This is a genomic window from Streptomyces sp. AC627_RSS907 (assembly GCF_019049165.1).
Window position 1 is genome coordinate 76,489 of record NZ_JAGMUE010000064.1, and the last position, 21,294, is coordinate 97,782.

At 72.5% G+C, this 21,294-nt stretch carries 21 protein-coding genes and 1 tRNA gene; 11 read left to right on the top strand and 11 right to left on the bottom strand.

All coding sequences use genetic code 11. The annotated features are described in order from the left end of the window. The first annotated feature begins 336 nt into the window (after positions 1–336). The 4 genes from KUM32_RS16125 (at position 337) to KUM32_RS16140 (ending at position 4,288) form a co-directional block, all read left to right on the top strand. Positions 337–981, top strand: coding sequence for an HNH endonuclease family protein (locus KUM32_RS16125; protein WP_217142581.1), 645 nt, complete (start codon positions 337–339; stop codon positions 979–981). 88 nt (positions 982–1,069) lie between these two features. Beyond that, positions 1,070–2,704, top strand: a complete 1,635-nt coding sequence (locus tag KUM32_RS16130; RefSeq protein ID WP_217142582.1) for an alkaline phosphatase D family protein — start codon at positions 1,070–1,072, stop codon at positions 2,702–2,704. A 228-nt stretch (positions 2,705–2,932) separates the two neighbouring features. Then, positions 2,933–3,388 (top strand): DoxX family protein, encoded by a 456-nt coding sequence (locus KUM32_RS16135; protein ID WP_217142583.1) that lies wholly within the window; start codon positions 2,933–2,935, stop codon positions 3,386–3,388. A gap of 261 nt (positions 3,389–3,649) precedes the next feature. Then, complete coding sequence (locus KUM32_RS16140) at positions 3,650–4,288, top strand: DedA family protein (RefSeq protein ID WP_217142584.1); 639 nt, start codon at positions 3,650–3,652, stop codon at positions 4,286–4,288. Between the two features lie 266 nt (positions 4,289–4,554). On the opposite strand, the gene KUM32_RS16145 is transcribed toward KUM32_RS16140, so the two are convergent. Beyond that, positions 4,555–5,304, bottom strand: coding sequence for a helix-turn-helix domain-containing protein (locus KUM32_RS16145; RefSeq protein ID WP_217142585.1), 750 nt, complete (start codon positions 5,302–5,304; stop codon positions 4,555–4,557). 221 nt (positions 5,305–5,525) lie between these two features. Here KUM32_RS16145 and KUM32_RS16150 point away from each other — a divergent pair, with 221 nt between their 5' ends. After that, a complete protein-coding gene (locus KUM32_RS16150) occupies positions 5,526–6,197 on the top strand; it encodes a DUF4097 family beta strand repeat-containing protein (protein ID WP_217142586.1) in 672 nt (223 codons plus the stop codon). Positions 6,198–6,340: 143 nt separating this feature from the next. Here KUM32_RS16150 and KUM32_RS16155 read toward each other — a convergent pair whose 3' ends face one another. Further along, positions 6,341–6,574, bottom strand: a complete 234-nt coding sequence (locus KUM32_RS16155) for a DUF2277 domain-containing protein (RefSeq protein ID WP_217142587.1) — start codon at positions 6,572–6,574, stop codon at positions 6,341–6,343. Between the two features lie 310 nt (positions 6,575–6,884). On the opposite strand from KUM32_RS16155, the gene KUM32_RS16160 reads away from it, so the two are divergent. After that, a complete protein-coding gene (locus tag KUM32_RS16160; protein ID WP_217142588.1) occupies positions 6,885–7,241 on the top strand; it encodes a hypothetical protein in 357 nt (118 codons plus the stop codon). A 43-nt stretch (positions 7,242–7,284) separates the two neighbouring features. Here the strand turns inward: KUM32_RS16160 and KUM32_RS16165 are convergent, their stop codons facing one another. The 3 genes from KUM32_RS16165 to KUM32_RS16175 all read right to left on the bottom strand — a co-directional run bounded on the left by KUM32_RS16165 (position 7,285) and on the right by KUM32_RS16175 (position 8,625). Then, positions 7,285–7,908, bottom strand: coding sequence for a DUF305 domain-containing protein (locus KUM32_RS16165; RefSeq protein ID WP_217142589.1), 624 nt, complete (start codon positions 7,906–7,908; stop codon positions 7,285–7,287). A gap of 82 nt (positions 7,909–7,990) precedes the next feature. Then, positions 7,991–8,455 (bottom strand): DUF6153 family protein, encoded by a 465-nt coding sequence (locus KUM32_RS16170; RefSeq protein WP_374227521.1) that lies wholly within the window; start codon positions 8,453–8,455, stop codon positions 7,991–7,993. 95 nt (positions 8,456–8,550) lie between these two features. Beyond that, positions 8,551–8,625: transfer RNA gene (locus KUM32_RS16175), tRNA-Val, on the bottom strand. A 173-nt stretch (positions 8,626–8,798) separates the two neighbouring features. On the opposite strand from KUM32_RS16175, the gene KUM32_RS16180 reads away from it, so the two are divergent. From KUM32_RS16180 to KUM32_RS16190, 3 genes are all read left to right on the top strand, one after another. Beyond that, the gene (locus tag KUM32_RS16180; RefSeq protein WP_217142591.1) at positions 8,799–9,569 is read left to right on the top strand and encodes a DUF4097 family beta strand repeat-containing protein; all 771 of its coding nucleotides are present in this window, start codon (positions 8,799–8,801) and stop codon (positions 9,567–9,569) included. A 71-nt stretch (positions 9,570–9,640) separates the two neighbouring features. Beyond that, positions 9,641–11,047, top strand: a complete 1,407-nt coding sequence (locus KUM32_RS16185; protein ID WP_217142592.1) for a hypothetical protein — start codon at positions 9,641–9,643, stop codon at positions 11,045–11,047. Positions 11,048–11,280: 233 nt separating this feature from the next. Continuing rightward, complete coding sequence (locus KUM32_RS16190) at positions 11,281–11,499, top strand: zinc ribbon domain-containing protein (RefSeq protein WP_217142593.1); 219 nt, start codon at positions 11,281–11,283, stop codon at positions 11,497–11,499. Positions 11,500–11,772: 273 nt separating this feature from the next. Here KUM32_RS16190 and KUM32_RS16195 read toward each other — a convergent pair whose 3' ends face one another. Together KUM32_RS16195 and KUM32_RS16200 are read right to left on the bottom strand one after the other, a co-directional pair. Beyond that, complete coding sequence (locus KUM32_RS16195; RefSeq protein WP_217142594.1) at positions 11,773–12,417, bottom strand: response regulator transcription factor; 645 nt, start codon at positions 12,415–12,417, stop codon at positions 11,773–11,775. Then, complete coding sequence (locus KUM32_RS16200; RefSeq protein WP_217142595.1) at positions 12,408–13,550, bottom strand: sensor histidine kinase; 1,143 nt, start codon at positions 13,548–13,550, stop codon at positions 12,408–12,410. The genes KUM32_RS16195 and KUM32_RS16200 overlap by 10 nt, the downstream gene beginning before the upstream one ends. Before the next feature lie 132 nt (positions 13,551–13,682). On the opposite strand from KUM32_RS16200, the gene KUM32_RS16205 reads away from it, so the two are divergent. Next, entirely contained in the window at positions 13,683–14,519 is an 837-nt protein-coding gene (locus KUM32_RS16205) for a DedA family protein (protein WP_217142596.1), read from the top strand. Here KUM32_RS16205 and KUM32_RS16210 read toward each other — a convergent pair. From KUM32_RS16210 to KUM32_RS16220, 3 genes are all read right to left on the bottom strand, one after another. Beyond that, a complete protein-coding gene (locus tag KUM32_RS16210; protein WP_217142597.1) occupies positions 14,437–15,249 on the bottom strand; it encodes an HAD family hydrolase in 813 nt (270 codons plus the stop codon). The two genes, KUM32_RS16205 and KUM32_RS16210, sit on opposite strands and share 83 nt — an antisense overlap. Further along, on the bottom strand, positions 15,249–18,017 hold the full coding sequence (locus tag KUM32_RS16215) for a phosphoribosyltransferase (RefSeq protein WP_217142637.1): 2,769 nt from the start codon (positions 18,015–18,017) through the stop codon (positions 15,249–15,251). Before KUM32_RS16215 ends, KUM32_RS16210 begins: the two co-directional genes overlap by 1 nt. A 64-nt stretch (positions 18,018–18,081) precedes the next feature. After that, positions 18,082–19,248 (bottom strand): HpcH/HpaI aldolase/citrate lyase family protein, encoded by a 1,167-nt coding sequence (locus tag KUM32_RS16220; RefSeq protein WP_217142598.1) that lies wholly within the window; start codon positions 19,246–19,248, stop codon positions 18,082–18,084. A 208-nt stretch (positions 19,249–19,456) separates the two neighbouring features. Here KUM32_RS16220 and KUM32_RS16225 point away from each other — a divergent pair, with 208 nt between their 5' ends. Continuing rightward, entirely contained in the window at positions 19,457–20,392 is a 936-nt protein-coding gene (locus KUM32_RS16225) for a TerD family protein (RefSeq protein WP_217142599.1), read from the top strand. 126 nt (positions 20,393–20,518) lie between these two features. On the opposite strand, the gene KUM32_RS16230 is transcribed toward KUM32_RS16225, so the two are convergent. Next, entirely contained in the window at positions 20,519–21,256 is a 738-nt protein-coding gene (locus KUM32_RS16230; RefSeq protein WP_217142600.1) for a Tellurium resistance, read from the bottom strand. Positions 21,257–21,294 lie beyond the last annotated feature (38 nt).

The window sequence follows — 21,294 nt, forward strand, 5'->3', positions numbered from 1 at the left end:
CGGTCGCCCCCGCCGTAGGGCGCGGGCGTGCACTGCTTGCCGAAGGTCTCGCTGGCCGGCCCCGCGTGCGAGGCCTGCCTCCGGGCGCCGGCTCAGACGAGCTGAGCAGTATGTCGACGGTCCGGCGAAGAGCTACTCCCCTTCTGCGCCGTCCATAGTACGCGAACCCCCGGACGGCACCGAGGGACGAACGCCCCGTCGCACTTGCGGTCACACCTGTAGACGTGCCATGCACACGTCACTAACTTCTTACCGGCCGCACACCTGTACGCCATGCGGCGTCGCGAGCATTCCCCTGCCCGCGTCCCAACACCCCCACAGCCAACGGGAGTTCGCATGCCGAAGTTCTACGCGCGTCGACGGCTCGGTTTCCTCGCCGCGTTCACCGGACTCATAGCCTCCGCCGGGCTCCTCAACGGCCCGGCCGCCTCCGCCGCCCTCCCCACCCCGGTCAGCGCCGCCACCGCCCGCACCTACCTCGCCTCCCTCACCGTGGCCACCGAGAACCGCACCGGCTACGACCGCGACCTCTTCCCGCACTGGATCACGCAGTCGGGCTCCTGCAACACCCGCGAGACCGTCCTCAAGCGCGACGGCTCCGGCGTCGTCACCGACTCCTCCTGCGCCGCCACCAGCGGCAGCTGGTACTCCCCCTACGACGGCGCCACCTGGTCCGCCGCCTCCGACGTCGACATCGACCACCTCGTCCCGCTCGCCGAGGCCTGGGACTCCGGCGCCGGCTCCTGGACGACCTCGCGGCGCCAGGCCTTCGCCAACGACCTGACCCGCCCCCAGCTCATCGCGGTCACCGACAACGTCAACCAGGCCAAGGGCGACCAGGACCCGGCCACCTGGATGCCCTCGCGCACCGCCTACCGCTGCACGTACGTCCGCGCCTGGGTCCAGGTGAAGTACTACTACGGCCTCTCCGTCGACTCCGCCGAGAAGTCGGCGCTGCAGAACCACCTCGCGAGCTGCTGACGCCCCGCCCCGCACGCGTTCGGCGCGGAGCCTCCCCGCCGGCCTCCGTCGTTCCGTACCGTACGGGGCGACGGAGGAGGGGATCACCATGGCCGGACTGCGCCTGGGACCACTGCTGAGGTACACCGACGGCTCCCGCGCGACCGTCTGGGTCGAGACGGACCGGCCCTGCGCCGCCGAGGTGCGCTGTGCCGACGGCAGCCGCGGCACGACCCGCACCTTCCACATCGCGGGCCACCACTACGCCCTGGTCCCGGTGAGCGGCCTGACACCCGGCACGGCCACGGAGTACGAGGTGCTCCTCGACGGCACCCGTGTGTGGCCGCCGCCCGATTCGCGCTTCCCGCCCTCGGTGATCGCCACACGCCCGGAGCACGAGGGCGTGCGCGTCGCCTTCGGCTCCTGCCGCTGGGCCGCGCCGCCCGCCGGCGGGAAGGACCGGGTGGGCCCGGACGCGCTGGACACCCTCTCCGCACGCATCGCGGCCAACCCGCGGGGCGCGCGCCCCGACGTGCTGCTCCTGCTCGGCGACCAGGTGTACGCCGACGAGACCTCCGACGCCACGCGCCACTGGATCGCCGGCCGCCGCGACCTGAAGGAACCTCCCGGCGACCAGGTCGCCGACTACGAGGAGTACACCCGCCTCTACTACGAGTCCTGGCTCGACCCCGAGGTGCGCTGGCTGCTGTCCACCGTGCCCAGCTGCATGATCTTCGACGACCACGACGTCATCGACGACTGGAACACCTCCGCCGCCTGGCTGGCCGGCATGCGGGCCACGCCCTGGTGGCGGGAACGGCTGCTGAGCGGGCTGATGTCCTACTGGGTGTACCAGCAACTGGGCAACCTCTCCCCGGACGAGCTGGCCGCCGACCCCCTCTACGCCGCCGTCCGCGAGACCCCCGACGGCACCGACGCGCTGCGTGCGTTCGCCGCGCGGGCGGACGCCGACCCGGCCGCCGTCCGCTGGAGCTACCGCCGCGACTTCGGCCGCGTACGGCTGCTGATGGTGGACTCCCGCGCGGCGCGCGTTCTGGACGAGGACCGCCGCGCGATGCTCGACCCGGGCGAGGCCGCCTGGCTGCGCGAGCAGATCCTGGAGGGGCGGGACTCCTACGACCACCTGCTCATCGGTACCTCCCTGCCCTGGCTGCTGCCCCACCTGGTGCACGACGTCGAGACGTGGAACGCCGCGCTGTGCGGCGGCGAACGGGGCGCGCGCTGGGCCCGGCTCGGGGAGCGGATCAGGCAGCGGGCCGACCTGGAGCACTGGTCCGCCTTCCCGTCCTCCTTCGACGCCCTCGCCGGCCTGATCGCCGAGGCCGGTACGGGGCCCGGGGCGCCCGCCACGGTGAGCGTGCTGTCGGGCGACGTCCACCACGCCTACGTGGCCGAGCCGTCCTGGCCGGGCCGCGCGCCCGACGCCCGGGTGGCGCAGCTCACCTGCTCCCCCGTCCACAACTCGGTGCCGCTCTCGATCCGCCTCGGCTTCCGCTTCGGCTGGAGCGCCCCCGCGCGTGCCCTCGGGCGGCGCATCGCCCGGCACGGACGCTGTGCGCCACCGCCGGTCCGCTGGCGCAAGACCGGAGGCCCCTGGTTCGGCAACCAGATCATGACGCTGACCCTGCGGGGGCGCTCGGCCCGGCTGCGCCTGGAGCAGGCGCGGGCGGACCGCGACGGCACGACCGTGCTGCGGATGATCACGGACCGGGAGCTGGCGTAAGCGGCCGAACGGCCCGAGTATGAATTGAGTCACGTTCAAGGGCCTCCGGCCGGGCATGGGAGCGCTCCCACCTGTGGCAGCGGCCACAGGAGGCGAGCTACCACGCGCCACGCCATGGCCAAATGTTGAACTTGCAAGCAATCGTTAGGCTCACCTAACGTGGGCACCCCACTCGGTTCCCGTCCCCACCGGCCCGCCGGCCGGTCCGACCGAAGGAGCACCCCCCACATGTCCGGACGCCTCGACAGCGCCCAGCCCTACGCCCTCGGCCTGTTCCGCATAGTCGTCGGCCTGCTCTTCGCCTGCCACGGCGCCGCCTCCCTCTTCGGCGTCCTCGGAGGCGCCTCCGGTAGCGGCGGCACGATCGACGCGGGCACCTGGCCGGGCTGGTACGCGGCCGTGATCCAGTTGGTCGGCGGCAGCCTCGTCATGCTGGGCCTCGGCACCCGCGCCGCCGCGGTCATCTCCTCGGGCTCCATGGCCTACGCGTACTTCAAGGTGCACCAGCCGGAGGCCCTGTGGCCGATGGAGAACGGTGGCGAGGCCTCCGCGATGTTCTGCTGGGCCTTCCTGCTGCTGGCCTTCACCGGCTCCGGCGCCTTCGGCCTGGACCGCCTGTTCGCCCGGCGCGCGTCCGAGCAGGAGAAGACCGCCGCGGAACGGCAGACGCCGGTCGCGGCCTGAGCCGACCGCGGCGGCGCCCCGCTCCTCCCTGACAGCGGCGCCTCTCCCACCGACAGCGGTGCCCCTCCCCCGGACAGCGGTGCCCCTCCGCCCGGGGAGGGGCACCGCTGTCCGGGTGAACACCGCGTACCGAGCACTCGAGCCCCCTGTGAACCCTCTGTCACACCCCAGGCGTACGCTGTATGGCTGTCACCGGCCGCTCCTGCCGTCCCCGCGTCTCGCGGCAAGGCCCGGCCCACGGGGGAGTAACGGGGAGTTGTGGTGGGAGAGGGTCTCGGGAGCATCGGCTCCCTGGTCAGCAGTCCGTGGATCTATGTACTGGTGGCCGTCTCGGTCCTCCTCGACATCTTCCTGCCGGTGCTGCCGAGCGGCGTCCTGGTGATCACGGCCGCCACCGCGGCGGCAGCGGGCTCCGGCGCGGCGGCTGCCGGGCGGGTCCCGCAGGACGTCCCCGACATCCTGGTGCTGACACTGTGCGCGGCGACCGCGTCCGTCCTCGGCGACCTGGCGGTCTACCGCCTCGCCTGGCGCGGCGGGCCCCGCCTGGACCGCGCGATCGCCCGTTCCCGCCGGCTGACCACGGCGCAGGAACGTCTCGGCGGCGCCCTGGCGCGTGGCGGCGGCGCCCTCGTCGTGCTCGCCCGTTTCGCCCCGGCCGGCCGGTCGGTCGTCTCCCTCGTCGCCGGCGCCGCCCACCGCCGGGTCCGCGAGTTCCTTCCCTGGTCGGCCCTCGCCGGACTGGCCTGGGCCGCCTACAGCGTCGCCCTCGGCTACTTCGGCGGCCAGTGGCTGGGCGCGACCTGGCTGGCGTCGGCGGTATCGCTGGTGGCGCTGTTCGGCGCCGGGACGGTGGCGGCGTACCTGATGCGCCGCCAGCCGCGGACCACGGAGGCTTCGTAGGGCCTGTCGGAGGCGTCGTGGAGCCTGTCGGGGGTTCCGGAAAGCCTGTCGGGGGTTTCCGGAGAGCCTGTCGAGGGTTTCACAGGGGGTTGTCGGAGGCTTCGTACGGTCCCCCAGTCGGGGCTCCGCTGGGTCTGTCGGCGGCTTCGTAGAGGCGGGGCGGCGGCTTCGTAGAGGCGGGGCGTGGGCTTCGCGGGGGCATGTCGTGGGCATCGCAGAGGCCTTCGCGGTGTGCGCACACGCCCGTCGGCCGCGCCGGCGGCGGCTCAGTCCGAACGGGGGGCGACAGTGCCGCCCGGGACCGCCGCGAGTTTCGTGTGGAGGACCTCGCGGCCCTGCTCCGCGGCGCGGACGGTGCTCTCGGTGACGAAGTCCAGGAAACGGGCGATGTTCTCGAGGCGGGCGGCGGCCGGGGTGTCGGGGCCGAGGATGCCGACGCCCTGCCGTGCGGTCTCGATGACCTGGGCGAGGGACCGGGCGCTGGCCATCATCGACTGGTACCAGACGTCGTCGTCGACGACGTAGCGGTCGCGGCGGCGTTCGTCGCGCTCCCGGCGGACGAGGCCCTGGCTCTCGAGGAACGCGACCGCCTTGGAGATCGACGCCGGGCTGACCTGGAGGCGCTGGACGAGCTCGGACGCGGTGAGGCTGCCCGCGTCGGTGGTGTAGAGGCAGGCCAGCACCCGGGACATCATCTTGGGCGTGCCCGCCTGCATGAAGACGGTGGTGAACGCCTCCTCGTACTCGCGCACGGCCTCCGCATCGCGCCCATGGGGCTGCGGGGACGCCTGCGCCCCCTGGCGCGCGGTCTGCACGCGCCGCTGGGTGCGGCGTTCGGTGGCGCGGTGGGCCAGGTCGGCCCGGTAGGCGGTGGGGCCGCCGTTGCGCATCACCTCACGGGTGATAGTCGAGGTCGGACGGTCGAGCCGGCGGGCGATCTCCGCGTAGGCGAGGCCGTCGGCCAGCCCGAGTGCGATCTGCTGGCGTTCCTGCTGGGTGAGCCTGCCGCCCGGCATCGCGGCCTCCTTCATGGTCAATGGCGGTCCAGCATAGCGTTCACCTACAGCTCATTGCAATGCACGAGGCGGGAGTCGTTGCATTAAACCGCACTCCATTGCAACACTTTAATCGCTATGACCTGCATTGATGCCAGCAATACGCAACAAGCATGTTGTCAGCCAGTTGAACGCAACGTAGCGTTTCCCATGTCAGAAACAACGGCCCGAAGGAGAGCACGATGCAGAAGTTCGACACCCCCGCCCCGGTCTCCGCCGTCCTCGACATCCCCGCGGGACGCATCCGGTTCATCGCCGCCGACCGGGCCGACACCGTGGTGGAGATCCTCCCGGCGAACGCCTCGAAGAGCCGCGACGTGAAGGCGGCGGAGCAGACCAGGGCCGTGTACGCCGACGGCGTCCTGCGGATCGACACCCCGGCGGCGAAGAACCAGGCCTTCGGTCCCTCCGGATCCGTCGAGGTGACCGTCCAGCTGCCCGCCGGCTCCCACGTCGAGGCGAAGACGGCCGACGCCGAGATCCGGGGCGTCGGACGGCTCGGCGATGTCACCTTCGAGGGCGCGCACGGCTCGGTCAAGCTCGACGAGGCCGCGAGCGCCCGCCTCGCCCTCCAGGCCGGGGACATCTCGGTCGGCCGCCTGGGCGGTCCCGCGGAGATCAGCACCCAGAAGGGCGACCTCCGCATCACCGAGGCCGTGCGCGGCGCGGTCACGCTGCGCACCGAGTCCGGCGAGATCTCGGTGGGCGCCGCCCGCGGAGTCTCCGCCTCCCTGGACGCCGGCACCACCTACGGCCGGATCCACAACGCCCTCAAGAACGCCGACGGTGCCGACGCCGACCTGACCATCCACGCGACCACCGCCTACGGCGACGTCACCGCCCGCAGTCTCTGAACAGGCGAGAAGCACCCCTCATGACCGGCTCGGCCAACGCGGCGAACGGGGTGCGCACGGCCACGGCGACACGGTCGCGCAGCTCGTCCCGCCGAGGGCGGCGTACTCCGGCACCACGTCGGCGCACGTCGCCCCGTCGGGTGTCACGAGGCCCGGCGGGCGCCGGCGCCTCCCCGTATCTCCAGGCCGGCCAGCAGGTCGGCGGTGGCTCCGGCGACGGCCTCCACGGCCTGCTCGAAGACCTCCCGGTTGTGCGCGGCGGGCGCACGGAAGCCGGACACCTTGCGCACGTACTGCAGGGCGGCGGCCCTGATCTCGTCCTCGGTGACCTCCTCGGCCAGCACCGGCGGGCGCAGTGTCTTGATGCTGCGGCACATGACGTCAGTCTCCCCTCTCCAGGTCCACCCGCCAAGCGCTCGTTCGCAGCCGGCGGCCCTTCGGATGTTCGAAGGCCGTCCCGGGGCAGTCGGCCCTGCCGTCGGCCCTGTGCAAGGACCGTGGACCCCCGTCCGCCCGGGGCACCGGGCGCACCCGCTCCCCGCCCCGGCCGGCCCGCACGTCCACTCCGTCCATGCTGTTCACGGTAGGCCAGGGGTCTGACGGTCGACCCCGGCGGCGGAGCCACCCTTTCGCGTGAACCCCTCGGGGAACGCGCGCCTCAAAATCGAACAGGCGTATCATTGAGGCGTGGCTACGACCTATGATTTTCCCAGTGATCTCCTCGCCGGTCAGGAGGAACTGCATCAGGTCCGGGCCGAGTTGTCGGCCCTGCTGAAGAGGCTTCCCTGGTCCGTCGAGCCACTCGACGGATTCAGCGACGACAACGGCTGGCGCAAGGTCGAGCGCCCGGCCTCGCCCGGCTGGTCGGCGGACGAGCAGGCCGAGGTGGAGAAGCTCCGGCAGCGCGAGCGCGAGCTCGCCGTGTTCGTCAGCACCCATCGCTACTGGTCGCGGATGACCGGTCCCGACCAGGTGGACGCCCGCTCGGCACTGAAACACGCCCATGAGGCCCCGGCCGGGGAGACCCCGCCCGAGGATGCCTGAGGGGCGTCACCCGGGCAGGGTCCGTGCGGACCGGTGAGGCGGGTCAGTCCTTGCCGAGGAGCTTGTTCATCTCGCTGATCTCGGCCCTCTGCCCGGTGACGATGTCGTCGGCCAGTGCCTTGGCGGGGGCGTAGCGGCCCTTGGCCTTCTCGGTCCCGGCCATCTCCACGGCGCCCTCGTGGTGCTCGACCATCATGGTCAGGAACATCCTGTCGAACGCCGTGCCGGATGCCTTCTCCAGCTCCGTCATGTCCTGGCCGTCCATCATCCCGGGCATGCCGGAGTGCGCCGAGTGGTCCATGCCGGGCATCGACTCCGGCACCTCCTCGCCCCAGGCCTTCAGCCAGCCGGTCATGGTGGTGATCTCCGGGTCCTGCGCCTTCTCGATGCGTGCGGCCAGGTCCTCGACCTCGGCCGAAGCGGACCGTCCGGCGACCAGGCGCGCCATCTCCACCGCCTGCCGGTGGTGCGGGATCATGCCCTGCGCGAAGGCGACGTCCTGGGCGTTGTGCGTCACCTGGCCCGCAGCGGCGCTCGCGGGCGCCGAGCTGTGCGGGCCCTCGTGACCGCTCCCGCCGTCGCCGCCGCAGGCGGCGAGGACGAACGCGGCGGTGACCGTCGCCGCCACCAGGGCGGAACGGCGTGCCAGGGTACGAATGCTGTTCATGCGTGAACTCCTGCTCCGAGGGGGGTGATCGACATGCCGGTGCACCGCGTCACGCTCGGGCAGCGCGGCGCGGGGGCGGTGTCTATATCCGCAGGAGCTGGAGTTCGGCCAGGGAGGGCGGCGCCCGCGCACCGTCCGGTGCGGCGGCCGCGTACGCGCGCCCGACGCCGTCGCACACGACGGTGGGGACCGGGTCGGCAACGAGCGCGGGCAGCACCGGCCCGTCGCTCACCGCACCGGACGCGCACACTCCGTCGGCGTGCTGGAGGTGTCCGCCACCGCAGGAACCGTCGTCCCGCGGGCACCCGGCGTGCGCCGTGTCGGCCGCCACCGGCGCGGACGGCGCGGACGGCGCGGACGGCGCCGATGACGCGGACGGCGCCGATGACGCGGACGTCGCGTGGGAGTGATGGGCGGAGGACTCCGGGAGCCCCCCTCCGGGTGCCAACCCGTGCATGCCCACCAGCCCGGCCACCAGCCCGAGCACGCACACGGCCCACCGCAACCGCGCGGGCGGTCGCTGGACGTGCGGCTCGGGACTTCTCACGGACCTCATCCTAGGGAGATCCCGGACGACCGCACGCGAGAGGCCCCCGGAGATTCTCCGGGGGCCTCTCGCACCGATGCCGACGGCACCGGTCCTGGTGGGCGCGGACGGTTTCGAACCGCCGACATCCTGCTTGTAAGGCAGGCGCTCTACCCCTGAGCTACGCACCCAGGACGAGTGGACAGCCTACATGGCCGGGGGCACTGCCCGGCAAACGAGTTGCCGCGCAGCGCCCGCACCGGGGGTTAACCCCACCTTCGATCCGGTAGTGGCCCGGATCCCCGCGCGGGCCGCTGCTCCGTACGGTCGGAGAGCCTCGTCGTCCGTTCCAGGGGAGATCTCCATGGCCGCCCGTACCGTCCCCGTCCGCGCCTTCGCCGCCGCCGGCGTCGTCGCCGTCCTCGTCGCGGGGCTCAGCGCCTGTGCCTCCGCGTCGGACGACAAGGCACCCGAGCACCGGTCCTTCGCCCTCGACGGGCGCACGCTCACCGTCGACTCCGACGACTCCGCCCTGGAGATCGTCGCCGCGGACGAGCACACGTCGGGCAAGGTCCAGGTCACCCGGTGGTTCAAGGGCTCGGTCGTCGTCGGCTCGGAGCCCGAGGTGACCTGGAAGATGGAGGACGACCGGCTGGTGCTGCGGATGGACTGCTCCGGCGTCGTCGCCGACTGCGCGGCCAGACACCGCGTCGAGGTGCCGCGGGGCGTGGCCGTCAAGGTCAGGGACGGGGACGGCAGCGTACGGGCGCGGGGGTTCCGGGACGCGTTGGACATCCGTACCCGCGACGGATCCGTGCGCGTCACCGACTCCACCGGGCCGCTGGAGCTGCGCACCGCCGACGGTTCCGTGCGCGCGGAGGTCTCCTCGCGCCGGGTGAGCGCGCACACCAACGACGGCTCGGTCAGGCTCGAACTCGGCACCGTCCCCGACCTGGTGGAGTCCCGCAGCGGTGACGGCTCCGTCAGCATCACGCTGCCCCGGGCCACCTACAAGGTGGCGACCAGTACCGGTGACGGCGCGGTCGACGTGTCGGTGCCGCGGGACGACAGCAGCGCCCACGTGGTGAACGCCCGGACCGGCGACGGCAAAGTCACGGTCCGAACCGCGAACTGATCGGCCCGTGTGTTCGTCCCTTACGGGTGGGAGAATGAACCCGGGCAGGACGGACGACACGGGAGAGGGATGTGACGGCGACACCATCGCAGCCGTACTCGCCGATGGTGCCGCGCGCGCAGCGCATGGCGCACCGGTCCCACCGCCGCCGCCCGTCCGGCGCGGTCCGTGACGCGCTCACCCTCGTGGGCCTGCCGCTGCTGGCCGCGTTCGCGCTGCCCGCCGCGTTCGCCGGGGGTGGCACCCGGCGCTGGTTCGGCGGGCGGGCCGAGAGCCAGCGGGCGGAGGCACAGGCCGCGAAGGACGACGCGGCGGCCGCCTTCTACGAGCTGGACACCGCCCAGCGGGACCTGCGGATCTCGATCGAGACGATCGCGGCTGTCGACGCCTCCCCCGCCGCCCGGCGCGCGGTCACCGACTTCGAGGCGCTCGGCCGGCGCATCGACGAGGTCAGCCACCAGTACATCGGCGCCGTCGACGCCCATGACCTGGACCGGGACGATCTGGAGGCGTCGGCCGCCTCCCGCGCCCGCACCGAACTGACCGCCGCGAAGGACGAGCTGGGCCGGGTCAAGCGGGAACTGGACCGCTTCGCCGAAGGCCTCGGCCCCCTGCTCGGCAAGGCCGAGACCCAGCTGGCCCGGCTGGCGCCCGCCGTCGAACGCGCCCGGCAGACCCTGCTCGCCGCCTCCAACGCCCTGGACGTCGCGCGGGGGGCCGGGCTGAAGGCGGACGACCTCGCCGCCCGGCTCGCCGCCCTCGGTCCGGAGCTGACCCGGCTGAACCAGGGCGCCGGACAGCACGGTGTGCCCCAGACCCTGGAGCGGGCCGAACGGGTCACCCGCGAGGCCGAGTCGGTCCGTGCCGAGGCCGAACGGCTGCCGGAACGCGCCACCGAGATCGACCGCCGCCTGGTCTCCCTGCGCACCCGCGCCCAGGCCCTGACCACCCGTACCGAGCAGGTCGAACCGGTGCTGAGCGAGCTGCGGCGGCGGTTCACGGCCGCCTGCTGGCAGGATCTCCAGCAGGTGCCGGAGCAGGCCGCCGACTCGGTCCGGCAGGCCGAGCGGAAGCTGGCCGAGGCACGGACCGCCCGCGACGAACAGCGCTGGCCCGACGCCACCGCCCTCCTCTCGACGGTACGAGCACTGCTGAACGCCACCGACGAGGCCGTCTCCGGCGCCGGCGACAGGCTGCACCGGCTGAACGCCGTGCAGAAGGACCCTCAGCAGGAGATCGAGCGGACTCGCTTTGCGATCCGCGACGCCCAGCGCCTGGCCATGGCCGGCCGCAACACCCCCGACCCGCGGCACGCCCGCCCACTGGACGACGCCGTGGCCCGGCTGGAACGGGCGATCACCACGCTGGAGGGCCGGCACCCCGACTACTGGCACTTCCTGACGGAGACGGACGCGGTCCGGCAGACGGTGAACCACGTGGTCACCCGCATCCGTGAGGAACGCGGGGCCGGTCACTGATCAACGGGCCCGCTGATCAACGGGCCCGCTGATCACAGGGTCCGCTGACCACGGGTTCCGCCGGCCACCGAGATCGCTGACCACGGGCTCCGCCGGCCACCGGGTTCGCTGATCAGGAGTCCGCTGATCACCGGATCGATGCCCTGATCAGCAGGGGCGGAAGGGGCGGCGCCGAGGGCAACGGGTTCGCCGCGGCCGGGCCCATCGGCGACCGTGCCGGTTAACCTGTGGGCATGCCTCGCTACGAGTACCGCTGCCGGAGCTGCGGCGACACCTTCGAACTGAGTCGGCCCATGGCCGAGTCCTCCGCTCCCGCCGCCTGTCCGGTGGGCCACGACGACACGGTGAAGCTGCTGTCGACGGTCGCCGTCGGCGGCTCGGCCTCCGCCCCGGCTCCTTCGCCGGGCGGCGGTGGCGGGGGCGGTTGTTGCGGCGGGGGCTGCTGCGGCTGAGACGCTGCCGCCGGCCTCGCTGCGGCCGACCCTGACGACGTGCGAGGACGCGGCCGGGTGGGGGACGCGGCCCCACGCGAGCGTGAGCACTGACCAGCGCAGGGGCACTGGCCAGCGCAGGGGCACAGCCCGGCGCGGAAACCTTGCCCGGCACGGGAGCACGGCCCGGTGCGGAAGCACGGCCCGGTGCGGAAGCACTGCCCCGTGCGGAGGCGAGGCCCGGTGCGGGAGCGCCGGGGTACCCGGTGCCCTGCTCGGTTCCTTCAGCTCCCGTCAACTGCCCAGGTAGCGCAGCACCGCCAGCACTCTGCGTGAATAGCCCTCACCTCCGGTCAGTTCCAGCTTGTCGAAGATCGCGTTGGTGTGTTTCTCCACCGCGCTCTGCGAGATGTGCAGCCGGCGCGCGATCGCCGCGTTGGTGTGGCCCTGCGCCATCTCCGCCAGCACGTCCTGCTCCCGGACGGTGAGCCGGGCGAGCAGGTCGGTGTGCGTCGTACGGCCGAGCAGCTGACGGACGACCTCCGGGTCGAATGCGGCGCGTCCGGCGGCCACCCGCTCCAGCGCATCCAGGAACTCGTCGACCTGGACCACCCGGTCCTTGAGCAGATACCCGACGCCTTCCGTCTCCCCGGTGAGCAGCTCGGTCGCGTACCGCTTCTCGACGTACTGCGAGAGCACCAGCACCCCGACCTCCGGCCAGCGCTCGCGTATCTCCAGGGCCGCGCGCAGCCCCTCGTCCGTGTGTGTGGGCGGCATCCGGACATCTGCGACGACCACGTCCGGCTGGTCTTCGGCGACCGCCTTCAGCAGCAGCTCCCCGTTGCCGACGGCCGCGAGCACGTCGTGGCCCTCCTCCGCCAGCAGCCGCACCAGCCCCTCCCTCAACAGGGTCGAGTCCTCGGCGAGGATCACCCGCATGGCAGCTCCGCGGCCACGAGGGTGGGCCCGCCCGGCGGACTGACCACGCTGAGGCTGCCGTCGAGGGCGGCGACGCGTCGGGCGAGCCCGAACAGTCCGCTGCCGGCGGGATTCGCCCCGCCGCAGCCGTCGTCCTGGACGCTCACATACATTCGTTCTTCCTCCGCTCTGACGGCGACGCTTATACGGGTCGGCGCCGCGTGCTTGACCGCGTTCGTGACCGCCTCGCAGACCACGAAGTACGCGACGGTCGCGACGGCCTGGTCGGGTTCCTCGGCAAGGTCGTACTCCACTCCGACCGGCACGGACGCCCGCTCGGCCACGGTCTCCAGCGCCGCGCGCAGCCCCGCCTCGTCCAGCGTCGTCGGATAGATCCGCCAGGCCACCTCGCGCAGTTCGTCCAGGGCACGGCGGCTCTCGTCATGGGCCTGGCCCAGCAGCCGGTCCCGGCGGTCGGCGTCCTGACTGCGGCGGGCCCGGCCGAGCAGCATGCCGAGGGCGACGAGACGCTGCTGCACACCGTCGTGCAGGTCCCGCTCGATGCGTCGCCGTTCGTCGTTCACCGCGTCGACCACCGCCGCGCGGCTGGCGGCCAACTCGGCGATCCGCCGCTCCAGCTCCTCCTGATGGCGAGGGCCGAGGAAATGACGCACCAGCTGCCCCTCCAGTCCGACCACGCCGAATATTCCCTGCACGGCGAGGAACACGAGGAAGAAGCCGCCCAGACTGCCCAGGACGAACGAACCGGGGTCACGTATGTCCTCCAGCAGGAGCCAGCCGTATATCCCGAAGGTGCCGTATCCCAGGCCGATCGCGGCCGTCAGCATCACCACGCCGCCCAGGACGCCCAGGGCCCAGTGGCAGACCACGTACCGCAGCGCCCGCGCGTCCTCGTACGCGGGCGGGACACGAAGGCCGAGCCACATCCCCAGCCGGCCCCGCTCCAGCTCCGCCAGTATCCGCGCCCCCGCGAGGACCGGGCGCAGTACGGCACGGCGTCCGGACGGCCAGGCCGCCACCGGCAGCAGGGCCACACCGGCCAGCAGGACGAAGAGCAGCTCGACGGCGGCCGTGGCGGTCCCCATGATCAGGCCCACCCCGCACCGCACTACGCGTCGCGCCATGTCTCGCATGATCGCGAGGCTAGTCGGGAGCGGCGGCGGCACACACTGCGGAAAACCGCAATTGTGGCCTGCGGGACACCGCAGTCGGACGTGCGGTCTTCCTCAGGGCCTCTTCAGCTGCGATTTTCTAGCGTGGTCGTCATGACAGCCATCGCAGCGCAGCCTGCCGCGGACAGCGGTGCGGCACCGCAGTGGATCAACGACCTCATGGACACGCTCGGCGCACCCGGCGCCGGCCTCGCCATCGCTCTGGAGAACCTGTTTCCTCCACTGCCGAGCGAGGTGATCCTGCCGCTCGCCGGGTTCGCGGCGAGCTCCGGCCGGATGGACCTGATCGCCGTCCTGCTGTGGACGACGGCGGGTTCGGTGATCGGCGCGCTCGCCCTGTACGGGGTCGGCGCCCTGCTCGGCCGGGACCGCACGGTGGCGATAGCGGCGAGACTGCCGCTGGTGAAGGTGTCCGACATAGAGAAGACGGAGGCGTGGTTCCTCAAGCACGGGACCAAGGCCGTGTTCTTCGGCCGGATGATCCCGATCTTCCGCAGCCTGATCTCCGTACCGGCGGGTGTCGAACGGATGCGGCTGCCCGTCTTCCTCGCCCTGACCACGCTGGGCAGCGCGATCTGGAACACCGCGTTCGTAGTCGCGGGCTACGCGCTGGGGGACAACTGGTCCGAGGTCTCCCACATAGTCTCCGCCTATTCGAAGGTGGTTCTCGCGCTTGCCGCCCTGGCGCTGCTCGTCTTCATCGGGATGCGTCTGCTGCGGCCGGGAGCCGGCCATCGCAGGCGGGGCCGCCGACGCGACGGGGAGCTGGGCATACAGCCGCCGGCCGGTGACGACGACGGCCGTCCCGGCACCGGTGGCGGTGCCGGGGATCCGGACGACGGCGGGGTCAGCGAGCCGGATTCACCGCACGCAGGAACTCTCGCAGGATCCGCTCACCCGCCAGCACGCCGCGCTCGGACAAGGCGCTGATCGCGGGCGCCGTCCAGCCGGAGTCGGCAAGTTCGCCGTGGCCGGGGCGCCAGCCCCGGTGGGCGGCGAGCAGCAGGTCGGCGTCGAGGAGGGAGTCACCGGCGGCGAGGGTGAGGTCCGCGCCGGTGCGGCGGGCCACCTCGTACACCGCGGCGCTCTTGGTGAGCGGCTTGGGGACGGCGTAGATCTTGCGGCCCTGGAGGGACACGGTCCAGCCGCGGTTCTCGGCCCACACCGCGAGTTCCTTCACCCAGTCCTCGGGCAGCAGTTCGCGCTCGACCACGAGGTAGGCGAAGAGGTCCTCGGCGACCCGGTGCTTGCGCACCCACAGTGGGTCGGCGGTCCGCGCCAGGTGGTCGCGGACCTCGGCCAGCGAGGCGCACTCGTCGGCCAGTCGGGCGGTCACCCGTGCGTGCCAGTCGGGATCGGATACACCGTCCACCAGCAGGTGGCCACCGTTGGCGCAGATCGCGTACTTCGGGGGCGGGCCGGGGAGGTTGATGCGCTGGTACTGCTCGCGGGTCCGGGTGGTGGTCGGTACGAAGACCGCGGAGTCGCCGAGGTCCGTCAGCAGCCCGGCTGCCGTCTCCGTCATGTAGGAGAGGGGTCTGCTCTCGTAGACCTCCACGCACAGCAGCCGGGGGGCCTGCGCGTCGGGCATGGTCAGTCCGAGGGCGGCGGCGGAGTAGATGAGCGTGCGATCGAGGTCGCTCGCGACGAGCACCGGCATCACGGCGCCACCGCCTTGCCGTCGGCGCCGGTCGCGCCCCGCGTGTACTGGGGGTGGATCAGCCCGACGCAGGTGTAGGGCAGGTCCGCGACTTCCTCGACGGGTACGCCCCGCTGTTCGGCCAGCAGGCGTACGTGGTCGAGGTCGGCGCCCGCGCCGGCCCGGGCCAGCACCTTCCACGGGACGCGGCGCAGCATCACGCGGGTCGTCTCGCCGACGCCGGGTTTGACGAGGTTCACGTCGTGGATGCCGTACTCCTCGCTGATGCGCTCGACGGCGGCCCAGCCCTCCCAGGTGGGGGTGCGATCGGCGGCCAGGAGCTCTTCGGCCTGGGCGTCGACCGTGTCGGTGACCTCCGGGAAGCGGGCGGCGACGGCGTCGAGGAAGGCCGGGGAGAGGTCGGAGCCGGCGAGTTCGCGGTAGAACTTCGCGCCGTGGAAGTCGTGCGGGCCGACCAGGTCGGCGCGGAGCACGGTGCGCGATATCAGGCCGGAGACGGTGGAGTTGAGGCAGGCGGAGGGGATGAGGAAGTCGTCGCGGGTGCCATAGGTACGTACGCAGGAGCCCGGGTCGGCCAGTACGGCGATCTCCGGGTCGAAGCCGGTGACGCCGTCGGAGGCCTCGAAGTCGCGCAGCGCGGCGGCGAGTTCACGGGTGATGGCGCCCTTGCCGGTCCAGCCGTCGACGAAGACGACGTCGGCGGGGTCGTGGTGGTCGGCCAGCCAGCGCAGCGCGTTGGCGTCGATGCCGCGGCCCCGGACGATCGACACCGCGTAGTGAGGGAGTTCGAGGCCATGACGGAACTGCGCCCAGCGGCGCATCAGGATGCCGACGGGAGTGCCCGCGCGGGCGAGGGAGACCAGGACGGGACGCGGCGACCGTTCGGTGAGCACGATCTCGGTGACGGCGCCGACGGCGCGGGCCAGCCGGGCGGCGGACGTCTCCAGCGCGGCGTGGAACAGCTCCTGGTACTGCTCGCTGGGCTGGTACTCCACGGGCAGCGACTCGGCGTAGTGCGCGCCGCCGCTCTGGATCGCCTCCTCGCGCTCCTCGGTCGGCGCCTCGAGCGTCACCTCCGAGAGGTCCTGGAGCAGCCATCCGACCTCGTCGGGGGCGTACGAGGAGAAGGTGGGACCGCGCAGGGGCTCGGGCAGCATCGGGGGCCTTTCGGGGGCGTGCGGGGACCCGGGAGGCCCGGGCACGTACGACGGGACGACCGCGAGCAGGACGTGCGGGACGTGCGCGGTGAGCTGGTCCATCAGTCCGCCGGGCGTGTGCAGGGCTGGGGTGTCGGCGGCCGAGTCGACGACGGCGACGACGGTGTCGAATCCGGCGCCGGCGACGTTGTAGGCGTAGCGCTCGCCGGGGCCGTCGGCCGGGTCGTCGTGCGCGGGGAAGACCAGGCGGGTGCGTATCGCGTAGCCGGGGTCGTCGACCGCGAGGACGGGCGAGCGGGTGGTGGTGGAGTAGCGCACGTCGGCGCCGACGGTCTGCTCGAGCGCGTGGGCCAGGCGCAGTGGGGCGTACATCAGTTCCTCGAAGCCGAGGACGAGTACCCGGCGGGCACCCACGGGCAGCGCCGCGGCGATCCGCCCTGCCATGCCGGGCAGGGCGCGCTCCAGGCGCTCCCGCTGCGCGGCCGTGAACCCGTGCCGTCCGCCGTCGGGAACTCCGTCCGGCCAGTCCAGGCCGACGCGCCGGACGGAGCCGGGGGTGGTCGCGACGGGCACTTCGGGACCGGCGGCATCCCGCTCGAGCGCCCCCGGGCGCTCCGGCGCAGGCGCGGTGGCGCCGACGGCAGCGCCACCGGAGCCGGGAGCATGGACGGCACCCGGCACGTCGGCCGCGCCCTCAGAGCCAGCCACGTGGACGCCACCCCGCACACCGGCGGCACCCCCCGCGCCCCCCGCGGGCCCGGCCACCACGCCGCCGGAACCGTGGGCACCAGCACCGACGCCGGCAACGGCACCCGCACCCGCACCCACGTCGACACCCGCACCCGCACCCGCACCTTCCCGGCCCGGCTCAGCGGCACGCGCCTCGTACCGGGCGACCAGTTCCTGCCCCTTCTCCAGTACGCCCTCCGGCAGTCGGACCGTGCCCGAGGCGGCCGTCACCAGGTCCACGCGGGCGCCGATCTCCCGGGCGAAGTCCTCCAGCCGGCCGGCGTCGGCGGGCGAGCGCATGTCGACCAGGGCCACCACGACGTACCGTTTGCGGGGGTAGCGCTCGTGCAGGGCGCGGACGGTGTTGAGCACCGTGTTGCCGGTGGAGAACTCGTCGTCGACGAGGACCAGCGGTCCCTCGCCGGCCAGCAGCTCCGGGTCCTCGGGCAGCAGGAGGTGGGAAGTGGCGTGCGAGTGGGACTCCTCGAAGCCGCCCGCCCGGGCGACCCCGGCGACCGGACGGCGGGTGGAGTGCAGGTAGGGGGCGGGGCCCAGGCCGTCGGCGACCGAGTGGCCGAGGCCGGTGGCCGTCTCCGCGTAGCCGAGGACGACCGCGTTCTCGGCCGCGTCGGCGCCCAGCAGGTCGCGGACGCGGCGGCCGAGGGCGACGCCGTGGCCGTACACGACGGAGGGCGACTGCGGGACGTGCTTGCCGAGCACGTTGGAGACGAGCAGGTGCGCCCGCTTGGGGTTGCGGCGCAGGGCGAGCCCCAGCAGGCCGGTCAGCGTCTCGTCGCCGACGAGTTCGACACCGAGCCGCTCGGCGACCCAGCTGCCGGACCAGACTCCGGCGCGCCCTTCGGCGTGCGCCCTCTCGGTCATGTACTCGTGCCTTCCGTTGTCCACCACGGCGTGGGCCCTTGCGTCGGTCATGGATTCCTTGCGTTCAGTCGGACAGGCCGGCGGCGAGCAGTTCCACGAAGCCGACGTCCTCGTTCGCCACGCCGAAGACCTCGGCGCGCAGCAGCGTCCGCTCGGCCCAGGCGCGGTGCGGCTTCACTTCGTTCATCTTGTTGGTGTACGCCGACCTCAGCACACCCCCGCCGCCGCGTTCGGGCCGCAGGATGTCCTGGGCGTCGCTGAACTCCTCGTGGCTGACCACGGACAGCGCGTGCACGGGGAGCACGTGGGAGGGGTGGATGCAGGTCTTGCCCAGCAGGCCGTTGGCGCGGTCCAGGGAGATCTCCCGCAGCAGTCCGTCCATCGAGTGCTCGATCAGTTTCTGGCGCAGTTCGACGGCCTGCCCTTCCAGGAAGGGGCTCTGCCGCAGTTGCGGTTTGAACATCCGCTCCTGGACGCGGAAGTACTCCCACACCGGTCCGGTCACCGTGAAGCCGGTGCCGTCGGCGCGGGCGAGCATGTTCACCACGTCGGCGATCACGGAGGCGACGATCTGGACGTCGTACGCCGTCATGTCGGGGCCCCTGCGCAGCCCGTAGGAGGAACAGAAGTCCGTCACGCCGAGGCGCAGGGCGAGCACACGGTCGCGGTACTTGTCCACCGCCCGGAAGATGCCCTCCAGCGTCTGCACGCGGGACTCCCGGTACAGCAGTTCCGGCGACTCCAGCACGGGCATGGCGAAGAGCCTGCGGCCGCTGGTGGCCTCGGCGGCGGCGAGCGCCTCCAGGAAGGGCATGCCGCGTTCCTCGGTGAACTTCGGCAGCACGAACCCGGACAGCAGCCGCACGGCGGGACCGAGGCGCCGTACGAGGTCGGGTATCTGCTCGGGGGTGCGGACCCGGACGAACAGCAGGGGGACATCGACGCCGGAACGTTCCGTCAGCTCCGTGAGCCGGCGGACGAGGTTCTCCTCGCCGGCCGGCACGTCGGCGTCGTCGATCGAGTCCTCCAGGCAGAGCACCATCGACACCACACCACGCGCGCCCTGCTTGAGGATGTCGTCGGCGAGTCTCGGCCGGGTGGCCGGGCTGTAGAGCGTGGCGCCCAGGGCCGCGGACAGCAGTCTGGCCGGGGAGTCCGCCGTGAAGACGCAGGGTTCCTGGTGGAAGAGGCGCTTCCGCACGTCGGCAGCGATCTGCCCGAAATGACGCATTCAAACTCCCCCGTGGTATCTGGGCGACCTGTGAGCTGTCCAAAGGTGGCCGGTAATAGTACGTACGCATCCATGTCGGAGGTTCCCACCGGGCATGAATTCCAGGTAACCCGGCCGTGTCGGCGGCGGCGACCCGGGGTGAGCGGAGACGGCCCGAGTACCCGCCCCCGCGTTGTCGTGACCAGGACCGAGAAGGCAGGATGACGGCATGACGCACGCGATGCTGAAGGGGTCGAACGTCCCGCTGCAAGCCACCACGGTACGCGCCGTGCTGCGCTGGACACCCGGGCAGGGGGTACCCGACGTCGACGCCTCCGCGCTACTGCTGGGACCGGACGACCGTGTGCGTTCCGACGAGGATTTCGTCTTCTACAACCAGCCCCGCCACCCCTCGGGGCAGGTCTGGCGGCTCGGGAAGAAGCGGGTCGCCGAGGATCTGACCGACACGATCCAGACAGACCTCTCCGGGGTCGAGGCCTCGGTGGGCCGGATCCTGCTGGTCGCGTCGGCGGACGGCGTCACCTTCGACCGGGTCCGGTCGCTGCGCATCCTGCTGCACGACGCCGCGGCCGCCGACGCGGAACCGCTGGCGTACTTCGACGTCAAGCCCGAAACGGGCCAGGAGACGGCGCTGATCTGCGGTGAGCTGTACCGGCGCGGGGAGGGCTGGAAGTTCCGGGCGCTGGGCGAGGGCTACTCGAACGGGCTGAAGGGCCTGGCGACCGACTTCGGCATCTCGGTGGACGAGTCCGAGGGGGCGGACGATCCCTTGGCGACCCCTCGGCCCCAGCCGTCCCCGCCCACGTCCGCGCAGTTCGTGTCCTCCCCGCCGACGGTCGACCCGGAACAGCCGACGACCGTCCAGCCCCTCCCGCCGGAGGCCTCCCGCCCGCTGCCGCCGGAACAGCCGACGGGGGTACCGGCACAGCCCGCGTACGGCTATCCGCAGCAGCCGCCGACGAACCAGCCCGCCTACGGCTATCCGCAGCCCGCCGGCCGGCCCGCGGACGGGTATCCGCAGGCGCCGGCCGCCGCGGGGGTCACCGGCGGCCAGTCCGGCTACGGCTATCCGCAGCTGGTCACCGGGGCACCCGACCCGGACTTCCGGCTGCCGCCGCAGGGGCCGCAGTTCATCGGGCGGTAGGCGCCCCGACGGCACGGGCACGGTCTCGACAGTACGGGCACGCACTCAGGGGCACGGACACGCTCTCGGCGGCACGGGCACGCACTCAGCGGCACGGACACGCTCTCGGCGGCACGGGGCGGGGCCTCAGCGCTCCGCCTTGCTCTTGTGCCCCCGGCCCCACTGCAGGCCCCACCCGTAGAGCCGGTCCAGCTCGCCCTGGAAGCCGTACACGAACTTCACCTCGCGGCGGACGAAGATCTCGCCCTTGATGTTCTCGATCATCACCACGGCGCAGGACCGGGCCTGCGGATGGCGCTCGTCGAGGCCTATCTCGATGCGGGGGCCGTTGCTCGGGTAGAGCGTCACGATGGCGTGCGTCCGGTCGAAGGCGGGGGTCTGGTCGTAGATGTAGGCGAAGAGCAGCAGGCGTTTGATGGCGTCCCGGTGGTCGAGGTTGACGTAGATCGTCTCACCGGAGGCCGAGCCGAACCGGTCGTCACCGCTGAGCTTGACGTACGGCGGGCCGTTGACGTCGCCCAGGAAGCCGCCGAGCGGCTGGACGACGCCGCGGGTGCCGTCCTGGAGTTCGTAGAGGCAGCCGAGGTCGAGGTCGACGTTGACCATGCTCTGGCTGTGGCCCATGACCTCGGGGGGCTTGAGCGCCTTGAAGGGGTGACGCAGCAGGCTCTCCCGCTGCGTGCCCATGATGTCCGAGGTCCGCATCCGCCAGCTGAGGTTGACCCGCAGGTGACCGGTGGCCGCGCCCTGCTTGGTCAGGGACACCTGGCTGTGCCGTTTGGTCAGCTGGATGGAGTTGGTGGCCGCGCTGCCCGAGTCGAACTCGCTCTCCCGGCCGCGCCACAGCCCGTCCAAGAAACCCATTCCCGCCCCCACGTTCCCGTCACCGCCGACGGGGCGGC